Below are 10,358 nucleotides of genomic sequence, written 5' to 3' on the forward strand. Positions count from 1 at the left end.
CGTCGGGGCCGGCACGCCGCTCTCGGTGCTGCAGGAGGCGGCGGCCGCGCATGCGCTCGATCCCGGCATCGACCTTGCCGCGCGCGGCTCCTGCACCATAGGCGGCATGGTTTCCACCAATGCCGGCGGCATCATGGCTTTCCGCAACGGCACGATGCGCCATCGCGTGCTCGGCCTCGAGGCGGTGCTGCCCGACGGCAACGTGTTTTCCGACCTGACGCGGGTGCTGAAGACCAGCGCCGGCTACGATCTGAAGCACCTGTTCATCGGCGCCGAGGGCACGCTTGGCATCGTCACCCGCGTCGCCTTGCGGCTCGATCCGGTGACGGGCGCCAGCGCCACGGCACTGGTCGGCGTGCCGGACGCGGCCAGCGCGCAGCGCATCGTGCGGCATTTCCTGGAGCGTACCCAGACACGGCTCAACGCCGCCGAAATCCTGTGGCAGCGTTTCGCCGCCGCCATGAACCGGATGCTCGGCTTCGCGCCCGGCCAGTTGCCGCTCGATGCCCCTTGCCTGCTGGTGCTCGAGCTTGGCGCCGACAGCGTCGAGGCCGCGCGAGAGGCATTGGAGGATGGCCTAGCGGCGATCTGGGAGGAAGCCGGCATCATCGACGGGCTGGTCGCCAGTTCGGTCTCGCAGGCCGGGGCGATCTGGCGGCTGCGCGAGGAGACCGAGATGATCGAGCGGATGCACCATCTGCCGCCGTCCTTCGACGTCTCGGTGCCGGCCGGCGCGCTCGATGCCTATGTCCAGCGCATCGAAACCGGGCTGAAGCGCATCGACGCGACTTACGCGCCTTATGTGTTCGGTCATCTCGCCGACGATAACCTGCACATCTCGATCAACACCGACGGGCCGGTTTCGGACGCGCTGCACGAGGCGATCGAGGACGTGCTCTATGAGGGCCTGCAGGCAAGCGGCGGCTCGTTCTCGGCCGAGCACGGCGTCGGCCTCGACAAGCGCGACGCCTATGAGCGCCACGCCGATCCGGTCAAGCAGGCGCTGGCGAGGGCGATCAAGGGGATGATCGATCCGGCTAATGTGATGAATCCGGGGAAGATAATCGCGGGGGAGTGAGGCTGCACCCCCACGAAAGTGGGGGAGAGCGACTATCTGGGGTCGCTGGCGCTCGGCGCCCGTGGCTGTCTGGTCGGACGGGCCTGAATCTATGGCCTCGGCGCCGGCGGCGCGACCGCCATCAAGATCCTGCGCAAGGAGCTATCCGCCACCATGGCGCTGACCGGGACGCGGAGCATCGAGGAGATCGACGCGAAGGTGCTGGACTAAACACTTGGGCCGTGAACTCACAATGCGGAATGGCCGGATAGGTGGAAAGCGGACTTGGGATTTGTGGAAAGCACTCATGGCGTGTGCCATGCTAGAACCACGGTCATCGAGAGTGGTCCATGCATGAAGTGGGAACAGGTAGCATCGGATTTCGCCTGGGACGGATCATGGCGAGACATCTACGTTCTGAACACGTCTGAGTCGGATTGGCAGCGCGTCTGGGACATCCTCCGCGAATGGAGCCCGCCTGCTAATTTCAGTGTCTCCGGCAACATCGAGTCGATGCTATTGGGGGTCGAAGCGGCCCTGGACAGCGAAACAGCCAGCTTACTGTCTTTTTACGTCGGGCCAATCCAGCTTGCATGTCACTTCTTCAGCACCGTCGAAATTGAGTTCGACTTCGATCCAAGGCAAGTCAGCGGAATACCCGAGGTTGAGCAGCTTGAAGGTTTTATGCGATTGCTCGGTGACGCTATTGAGAAGCAGGTAATTCTCACGCAGGAAAATGATCAGGAGGCTATCATCGCCCGCTACTCTCCCGATCTTGAGAGTGTGGTTTGGACTGCACTTTCATAGCCGAATGTTTGCAACGGGTTGCGTCGACGGGTGCAGATCACTGTCTCGGTCGATCAGGCAGTGGGCTCACTGGCTACTCGCACTGCTGGCGCGGGCCGCCGTCGTAGGGCTGGTAGCTGTTGTCTTCCGGCCGGTAGGAGCGATAGCGGCTGAAGCAATAGTCGACATGGTCGGCGGAAACCCCGCCTGAGGCGCCCTCGCCCCACGCTTCCTCGTCCGGCCAGCTCTGATAGGTGCTGCCTTCCATCGAGGCGGCCTCCACCGAGTTGTCCCGCACCTTGACGTAGCCCTCATCGGCGCCGCCCGCATCGAGATAGGGCGACATGCAGCGCCGCTGCTCGCCGCTGTAGGATCTGTAACTGTTGTCGTCAGGACGATAGGAGCGGTAGCGGCTGGCGCACCATTCGAGATGGGCGGCCGACAGTTCCGCGGCCTGCGCGCTATCCTCGCCGGCGGCCAACGCCTCGCCCTGCCCGTCGCCAGCCTGCGGCTCGATCGAGGCGGTCACCTCGGGCCCGATCTCGGGTTTCGCGGCATCGGCAGGCTTGGGATCGGCCGGAACCGGACGGGCGGCAACACGCTCGAGAGCCTGCTTGGCCGCGCCCACCGGCTCGGCGTTCCTGGTCCAGAGCTCGGCCACGCTTTGGCTCGGGGAGACCGTGCCGACCGGCTTGGCGGCCAGCAGCCAAGTGGCGAAGGCCAGGCCGCTGGCGAAAACCGTCAGGGTCAGACCGAAGCCGCCCAGAATTCCCAACAGAGCTTTCACGCCACGCTCCCTTTAGCCCCCGCTGATAGAAATGCGGAGCCGTGTGGCTGGTTCCAACGAGACGCGAAGGGGGCCCTCGCCGCAAGGCGGGCGGCCGTAACCTGGCTTGGGAGATGACGGGAACCAAGCCCTCGAAGGTTGGCTACCCCACAACCTCCCGATAGGCCCTGACCATGCCATCCTGCCCGCGAATGCGCCACGCCTCCCCGTCCCGGCCCTCGATCGCGCACGATGCCAGCGGTACCTTGCCGCCGCCTTCGGGCAGGTCGATGACATAGGTGGGATTGCAGATGCCCGAGAGGCGCTGGCGCAGCGCGCTCACCAGCGCCTGGCCTTCCGCGATCGTGGTGCGGCGGTGCGCCATGCCGCGTGCCAGGTCGCCATGGTGGAGGTAATAGGGCTTCACGCCAAGCCGGTACATCAGCTCCCGGCAGAGTTCCTCCAGCACCTCGACACTGTCGTTGACGCCTTTCAGCAAAACGCTCTGGTTGAGCAGCACGAAGCCCGCCTGCCTCAAGGTGCGGCAGGCCGCTTCGGTGGCGTCGGTGATCTCCCGCGCATGGTTGAAGTGGGTGACCACCGTCACCATCAGCCGACCCTGCAGGGCGGCGACCAGCTCTGATGTGATGCGCGAGGGCAGCGCGACGGGCACGCGGGTGTGGATGCGCAACAGCCGCACATGCGGGATCGCCTCGACGCGGGCGCGGATTTCGCTGAGCGCCTTGTCGGGCAGCGACAGCGGGTCGCCGCCGGTCAGGATCACCTCGCGGATCTCTTCGTGCTCGGCGATATAGGCCAGCGCCGGCTCCAGCGCCTCGCTTGTGTAGCCACGTCCGATCGATGTCAGCGACTCCTTGCGAAAGCAGAAGCGGCAATAGACGGCGCATTGATAGGTCGGGAACAAAAGCACCCGATCGGCATGGCGGTGCGTCAGCCTCGGCACCGGGCTGTAGGCATGGTCGGCGATCGGATCGTCGAGCTCGCCTTCCGCCTCGACCAGCTCTTCCGGCGACGGGATGACCTGCGCGCGGATCGGATCCTGCGGGTCGTTCCAGTCGATCAGTTCGAGATAGGGTCTTGGAATGCGCACCTTGTGGTTCGCTGCGGCTTCCTGAGCGGCCGCGCGCTCGGCGCGCGACAGCGGCAGCGCGGCGAGATCGCGCACATGGCGCACGCCGGCGCGGACGTCGTCCTGCCAGGATGGATCGGCGGCGCGCTGATCGCTTGCGGCCACGTCGTTGAGGTTGGCGTCGGTCGTCATCGGGAGTTTCTCGGTAGCGTTCGCGCGGAGCTATCGAGCGTATGGGCGGCCGGGTCAACTGCCTGTTGCCGCCGTCCGTCGATCGTCGCGACCCTTGGCGCCCCCCTGCCCGGCCAGTCATTTCCCCACATGGGGAGATTGGCAGCTTCGCCGGCGTAACCCACGGCGGCCAAGCCACGACCAAGCCGGGTGGAAAATACCGCCGCCGAAACCGACCTATCCTTGGAGAAAAAGAATTATTTTCACGCTGCGCCTTGTCTGCAAACCCACAGGGCTCTATGTTGCAAGTATCGATCTTGCTTGTTGAACCTTGTTCTGGCGCAATCCGCGCTCTCAGCGATCTTCCTCTCAAAATCGATCTGAAAAGTTTGCCGCGCAGGCTGTACGGCGAGCAATTTTTCTATGGCTGATTGAAAGGAAATCGTCATGAATACTGGAACGGTAAAGTTCTTCAATGCAACCAAGGGCTTCGGCTTCATCGAGCTGGGCAACGGGCAGCCGGATGTCTTCGTGCACATCTCGGCCGTCGAGCGCGCCGGCATGGGGTCCCTCGTCGAGGGGCAGAAGGTCAGCTTCGAAATCGTGAAGGACAGCCGCAACGGCAAGAGTTCGGCCGAGAACCTTCAGGCCGCGTAGACAGATTGCGCTTCTGGTCTTTGACCACGGATGTACTGGCATCGATCATCGAGGCGCATGGGAGAGGCCGGGTTTCGCCCGGCCTTTTTTCTTTTTCATGATTGGAGACAGTCACATGCAGCACCAGCCGATACCCGAAGGAATATTCAAGCCGAAGCCGACAGCCATCGAAACGAAGCAGGACGCCACGACCAGGGCGGCCCGCCAGATCATCGATGGCGAAGCGGCCGAACGCGAACGAAAGACCGAACGCTTGAAGCAGGCCAGGCTTGCCATGCAAGCGGTCGAGGCCGCCAGCCCCGCGGCCAGGTCGCCGGCGAAAAAGCGAACCGGCCGGCGCAAGCAGGCCTAGTGGCGCGAAAGCCGGCGCCGAGGTTCCGTGCCACGAACCATAGGTGTTTGAGCAAAATGGTATTAATCTGCGCAGGCTGGGCTTCGGGGCAGGCCAATGGATTTCGGCGCAGGCCATGGCTACCTTCTCATCGGCGGCCTCATCCTGGTTGGAGCCGGGCTGCTGATCCTATCGCTGATCGTCAATCTTCGCGTGGCGCACAGCGTGCGCGAAGACGTGCGCCATCGTGAAAAGCTGCTGGAATATTACCGGAACATCTTTTCGCAACTGGGCGTGATCCTGATCGGCATCGGCGTCTCGCTGTTCATCTTCTTTTTCCAGCAGAACTATCAGGATCAGCGCAAGCGCGAGATTGAGCTCCAGCAGGTCATGGCAAGGCTGGCGGCGCGCATTGCCCGCGGCGCCCCGGTCGTCGAAACGCTCGGCGAGTTCGACGACGTGCTGGATATTGGCGGCGCCTATGTCGATCCCGAACTCGGCGGAAAGAACGGCGCGATCAGCGCGCAGGGAACCGAGCTCGGCAAACAGGTCGGCAAGATCCTGCTGGTCGAACGCGACGTCGATGTGCAGTCCTTCGACATATTGAACCTGTCGCGTGATTTCGAAACGACGTTCATTGTCAACGAACTCGACCCGACGCTGTGGTTCAACATCGTGCGGGACGAGAGCGAGATCAAATATGCCAGCACCCAGCTCGCCCTCGACTACAAGGACCTGCAGGAGGCGATCGGCGATGAGCCGATCGAGCTTGCTGTAGCCAATTCCGAAAAGGAACGGAAGATCAAGCACGAGGTTCTCGACATCCTTTACGATGCCGACCTGCTGCGCCAGCGCAGCAGGCGATTTCTCGCCCGCGCCTGCTGGCTGTTCAGCAAGGGGCGTGGCTTCGTCACCCTTGCCCCAGCCGAGCAGATCGAGGCCGATGCCGGTTCACAGCAGGAATGGATCGAGCGATCGAAACCGCTGCTGACGCAGTCAAAGTCCGGCAGCGGCGATTGCTTCAAGCTGCTGCACTACGGCCAGGCCTCCTGAGCTGATGACGAGCGGGCAAGGCGCACCGCATCAATGGAATTTTTGGCGGGACGCTAATATACATGGGTGCTCGACTGAGCAGCGTCCGCCGAATGCCATGCGAAGGTTCATCCTCACGGCAATATGTATCGCCGCCGCAACGGGCGCGAACGCCCATGACTGGTACGAAGACAAGATCGACCCGCTGACGAAATTCAAGTGTTGCGGTGGTCATGATTGCCGCGCCATACCTCCATCTTCGGTGCGGTCCAGAATTGACGGCGGGTACACTTACCTGCCGCATAATTTCACCATCCCACGGGAGCGTGTACAGGAATCCCCGGACGGCCAATTCCACATCTGCGAGAATACCTACGTCATAACCCATCAGCCGTATCTGCGCTGCTTTTTCGCACCGCGTGTCAAAGTCTCTCTGCTTCTCCCACGTTGAGGCCAATACTGCGCGTCGCGGCGGCCCGGATCGACATCGGCGGGCAATTGGCAACCTTCCCGTCGCATCCCCTTCCTGACGACCAGGATCGATGAAACAGCATGTCCGGGACTGCACACCTAATGCGGTCAAGCCAACGGCGCCGCGCCTCGCCGCTCCAGCGCGGTCTTGCGGATGATTTCCGCGATCTCCGGGCTGCTGCTGCACAACATCTGGAAATCCGCCGAGTGCAGTGACAGCAGTGAGACCGCCGTTGCGGCGCTGACAGTCGCCATACGCGGTTCGCCGCTGATCAGCGCCATCTCGCCGAAAAAGGCTCCAGGGCCAAGTTCCACCGGGTTCGACATCGCGACGCTGACGCGGCCCTCCACGACGAAGAACATCTGATCGCCGGTCTCGCCTTTGCGGCAGATCACGGCGCCCGCCGGCACGATGCGGGGCCTTAACGCGCGCACGATCTCGACCAGCACGGCCGGGCCGAGCTTCTGAAACAACGGCACGGCGGTGACCAATCGCCAATTACGGACGAAATCCTCGCGGCGAACTTCCTGATAGAAACCGGTGGCAAGAATGCCGGCCCAGAGCGCGAAGATGCCGATGCCACTCATCATGACCAACCCGGCAAGGACGCGGCCGGCGAAGCTTTGCGGAATCTCGTCGCCATAGCCGGTGGTCGACAGCGTGACCACCGCCCACCACATTGCCTGGGGGATGCTGCCGAACCTTTCCGGTTGGATGTCGCGCTCGATGACATAGGCCGCGAGCGCGACACCGAACAGAACGACGCCGAAGAGCGTGGTGACGCCGATCAGATTGCGCGCTTCGTTGGCCAGCACCCTGCCCAGGACCGGGAAGAAGGTCGAGTCGCGCAGCGGTTTCAGCAACCAGACGGCACAGTAGAGGCTGCGGTCGGGCGTGCCGACGAGCAGAAATGCGGCGAGTGGAACCACGACCGCGAGCACATCGATGGCGATTTCGGGCGTCCTGTTCCGCAGGTCTCCCGCCCGGCGCTTGAGCAGCGTCCCAGCCAGTTGCAGAAGATAGGCGCCCCAAATGACAGCGAGCACGGCCGCCAGGGCCAGTCTGCCGCGCCCGGACAGGTCCGGTATCGTCAGCGCAGCCACCGCCAGAAGCCCAGGCGCAGCCAGCACCGCGTTGAGCGGCGCGTAAATTCTCAGGAAAGGCAGTACCGACATTTTATGCCCACGAGCCGCTACCACCTGCAAAATAGAATGCCTTCAAGGCAAGCGCAAAGGTGCTTGCTATCGCTGCTATGTGCATCACCAACGGCGACCTATCTTGGCCAATCTAGTCGGCGACGCGCCGCAGCGTGCCGAGATGATTGTCGTCGAGGAACTCGATGGTGATCGTCGACGCCTTGCCGTCGGGGCCGACGACGAAACTGACGCCCGTCGGCCTGTCCGGCATTTCGGCATCGGGGTAGATCAGGAACAGGTCGCCGTCGAAATGCGTCAGGGAATAGGACCGGGCGCTGGTGGGGCCGACCCTGAGGACAAGGCCGTCTCCCGCGCTCGACACGTCCGCCTGGCCTATGAAGTCGTTGGCGTAGCGGCCGGCATAGGCACTGGCCGGCCCGGCCGGCCTTGCCGGAGACGGCGGCGCGGCAAAGGTGGCCTTGGCCGCCTCGACCACCGGACCGAACATGCCGGCATAGATGCCGTCCCACGCATTGACCCAATCCTGCTCGACAGCACCGTCGAAGACGAGATCGGCGAAACTGTCGGACAGTCCCTCCGGCACGCCTGTCGGGAAGGCGTTGGCGAGGATGACGATGCCGAGCTTCTCCTTCGGGAAGATCGTCACCAGGGTGCGCGCGCCGACGCTGAAGGCGCCCGCATGGCCCCAACTCAAACCGTGCCGGCCGAATTCGACGTTCCAGCCGAGGCCATAGAAGGATTCGCCGCCGGAGACGGGGTTCCTGCCCCGCGTCATCAGCGGCGCATGCGTCTGGGCCAGCGCGTCGGCGGCAATCAGCGTCTTGCCGGCATGGGCCCCGTCGCCCAGCACGAGGCGCACCCATTGCGCAAGATCGCGCGCGGTGGAGCTGACGCCGCCGGCGGGCGCCTGCGCGTCCGGATCGCGCTCGATCTTCGCCGCCCAGGCGCCATCGACCCTGACGTGGAGTGCTGCGCGATCGGGGTGCTTGAGGAAATCCGCATGACGCGAGCTGGTCGAGGCCATGCCGAGCGGTCGGTAGAGCTTTTCCTCGGCCACGTCCTCCCAGGATTTGCCCGTCGGCATTGCGGCGGCGACGGCACCCTCGGTCAGTCCGAAATTGCTGTAGGAGTAGCCGGCGCGAAAGCTCGATGATGGCGGCACGAAGCGCAGGCGGTGCAGTATCTCGGCACGGTCGTAGCCGATGTCCTCGAGGTCGTCGCCGGCGGTGCCCGGAAGCCCGCTGCGGTGCGAAAACAGATCGCGGATGGTGAGTTGGCTGGTCGGATAGGCTTCGGCGAGGCGGAACGCCGGATCGAGGTCGGCGATCTTCGAATCCCAGGACACGATGCCGTCGCCGACCAGCGCCGCCACGACGGTGGCGGACACCGGCTTGGAGAGGGAAGCGATCTGGAACACCGTGTCGGCGTCCACGGTCTCCGGCTTGCCGGCCTCGCGATGACCAAAACCCTTGAGGAAGATCACCTTGTCGTCGTGGACGACGGCGATGGCGAGACCGGGCACGCCACCGTCGGCGACGGTGGCCTCGGCGAGCGCCTCGAGCTTCGCCAAGGCGGCAGCGATGCGCTCGGGTGTGACGGGATCGGCCGGCGCCACCTGCGGCCAAAGCGCCAGGACGGCGATGAAGGCCCCAATCGTCAAATGATAGAGATTGCGACCAAGCCGCATCACGCGCCTCCCTTCCCTGCATTCATCTCACGATTGTACAGGCGGGCGCCGGAGGGGCCAAGGGTTGCGCCCACCGCGAGCGTCGCGCCTCGGCCCCCTCACCTCTCGAACTTCCGGATCGCCTCGGCGGTCACCGGCGTGAAGAAATTGACGAGGTTGCCGTCGGGGTCGCGGAACAGCAGCGAGCGGTTGCCCCAGGGCATGGTGGTCGGCGCCTGCACCAGTGAGCCGGCGATGCGGTCGGCAAGCCGCCGGTAGTCGGCGTCGACATCGGCGACGCGGAACTCGATGATCGCCGTCTGGTTGGCCGCCGGTCGCGCGACATGGTCGCCACCGAAGAGCTGCAGCGTACGCGTGCTGCCGATGGCGAGCGTGCCGGCCTCGGTGGTCAGCTCGGCGAAATCGTCGGTGTAAAGCGTCAGCAGGGTGCCGGTCACCTCCTCATAGAAGGCGACCAGCCGCCTGACGTCGGCGGTGATGATGCGGGTCGAAACGAAATTCATGAGTTTTCTCCATCGGATAGCCGCGGAGTCTTCTCCGTCGGTGCCAGCGCCTGTTGAGGCGCCCTGTGCCGACTTGTGGACCAGGCCTGTTGCCAGCATAGTGGCAGCAGGAGACATGCCTTGCGCCGCGCCGACAGACTGTTCCAGATCATCCAGATCCTGCGACGCTCGACCGACCCGATCACCGCCAGCCGGATCGCCGAGGAGCTCGAGACCTCGCGCCGTTCGGTCTATCGCGACATCGCCGACCTCATCGGCCAGCGCGTGCCGATCCGGGGCGAAGCCGGCGTCGGCTACGTGCTGGACCGCGACTACGACATGCCGCCGCTGATGTTGACCCCGGACGAGCTTGAGGCGGCCGTGCTCGGCGCGCAATGGGTGGCCGACAAGGGCGATGCGGTGCTGGCGGGCGCGGCGCGCGACCTGATCGCCAAGATCGCCATCGCTGTGCCCGAGCGCCTGCGCCCGTTCGTCAGCCACCCCAGCGTCGGCGCGCCGCTCAGCCGGGCGAGCCTGCCCGACGGGCTTGATGTCGCGCGGGCACGCGCATCGATCCGCACAGGCCACAAGATCCGCATCCGCTACCGCAACGAACGCGACGAGGACAGTGAGCGCGTCGTCTGGCCGACGATGATCGGCTATGCCGAAA

13 protein-coding genes are annotated in these 10,358 nt (G+C 64.4%); 8 read left to right on the forward strand and 5 right to left on the reverse strand.

Translation table 11 applies throughout. The features are described from left to right. From EN745_RS20970 to EN745_RS20980, 3 genes are all read left to right on the forward strand, one after another. On the forward strand, positions 1–1,078 hold a 1,078-nt coding region (locus EN745_RS20970; protein WP_145992081.1), incomplete at its 5' end, for an FAD-binding oxidoreductase. An 87-nt stretch (positions 1,079–1,165) separates the two neighbouring features. Beyond that, positions 1,166–1,288 (forward strand): alpha-hydroxy-acid oxidizing protein, encoded by a 123-nt coding sequence (locus EN745_RS37115; RefSeq protein WP_281033564.1) that lies wholly within the window; start codon positions 1,166–1,168, stop codon positions 1,286–1,288. Between the two features lie 123 nt (positions 1,289–1,411). After that, positions 1,412–1,864 carry a hypothetical protein gene (locus EN745_RS20980; RefSeq protein ID WP_127422152.1) on the forward strand — a complete coding sequence of 151 codons (453 nt, stop codon included), beginning with the start codon at positions 1,412–1,414 and terminating at the stop codon, positions 1,862–1,864. A 73-nt stretch (positions 1,865–1,937) separates the two neighbouring features. Here the strand turns inward: EN745_RS20980 and EN745_RS20985 are convergent, their stop codons facing one another. After that, positions 1,938–2,630 carry a BA14K family protein gene (locus tag EN745_RS20985; RefSeq protein ID WP_127422153.1) on the reverse strand — a complete coding sequence of 231 codons (693 nt, stop codon included), beginning with the start codon at positions 2,628–2,630 and terminating at the stop codon, positions 1,938–1,940. A 142-nt stretch (positions 2,631–2,772) separates the two neighbouring features. Continuing rightward, positions 2,773–3,891 (reverse strand): KamA family radical SAM protein, encoded by a 1,119-nt coding sequence (locus EN745_RS20990; RefSeq protein ID WP_127422154.1) that lies wholly within the window; start codon positions 3,889–3,891, stop codon positions 2,773–2,775. 41 nt (positions 3,892–3,932) lie between these two features. Here EN745_RS20990 and EN745_RS20995 point away from each other — a divergent pair, with 41 nt between their 5' ends. From EN745_RS20995 to EN745_RS21010, 4 genes are all read left to right on the forward strand, one after another. Continuing rightward, positions 3,933–4,301: a hypothetical protein gene (locus EN745_RS20995; RefSeq protein WP_127422155.1), complete on the forward strand. Its 369-nt coding sequence runs from the start codon at positions 3,933–3,935 to the stop codon at positions 4,299–4,301. Positions 4,302–4,317: 16 nt separating this feature from the next. Further along, a complete protein-coding gene (locus EN745_RS21000) occupies positions 4,318–4,527 on the forward strand; it encodes a cold-shock protein (protein ID WP_126055431.1) in 210 nt (69 codons plus the stop codon). A gap of 115 nt (positions 4,528–4,642) precedes the next feature. Next, positions 4,643–4,879, forward strand: coding sequence for a hypothetical protein (locus tag EN745_RS21005; protein WP_126055432.1), 237 nt, complete (start codon positions 4,643–4,645; stop codon positions 4,877–4,879). Positions 4,880–4,975: 96 nt separating this feature from the next. Then, positions 4,976–5,911, forward strand: a complete 936-nt coding sequence (locus EN745_RS21010) for a hypothetical protein (RefSeq protein WP_126055433.1) — start codon at positions 4,976–4,978, stop codon at positions 5,909–5,911. 558 nt (positions 5,912–6,469) lie between these two features. Here the strand turns inward: EN745_RS21010 and EN745_RS21015 are convergent. The 3 genes from EN745_RS21015 to EN745_RS21025 form a co-directional block, all read right to left on the reverse strand. After that, on the reverse strand, positions 6,470–7,537 hold the full coding sequence (locus EN745_RS21015; protein WP_126055434.1) for a cyclic nucleotide-gated potassium channel: 1,068 nt from the start codon (positions 7,535–7,537) through the stop codon (positions 6,470–6,472). A gap of 112 nt (positions 7,538–7,649) precedes the next feature. Next, positions 7,650–9,206, reverse strand: coding sequence for a serine hydrolase (locus EN745_RS21020; protein ID WP_126055435.1), 1,557 nt, complete (start codon positions 9,204–9,206; stop codon positions 7,650–7,652). 98 nt (positions 9,207–9,304) lie between these two features. Next, positions 9,305–9,709: a VOC family protein gene (locus EN745_RS21025; protein WP_126055436.1), complete on the reverse strand. Its 405-nt coding sequence runs from the start codon at positions 9,707–9,709 to the stop codon at positions 9,305–9,307. 120 nt (positions 9,710–9,829) lie between these two features. Here EN745_RS21025 and EN745_RS21030 point away from each other — a divergent pair. After that, positions 9,830–10,358 (forward strand): HTH domain-containing protein (locus EN745_RS21030; protein WP_127422156.1); only part of this gene is annotated, 529 nt, incomplete at its 3' end.

This window comes from Mesorhizobium sp. M4A.F.Ca.ET.022.05.2.1 (assembly GCF_003998845.1).
Taxonomy (GTDB): Bacteria; Pseudomonadota; Alphaproteobacteria; order Rhizobiales; family Rhizobiaceae; genus Mesorhizobium.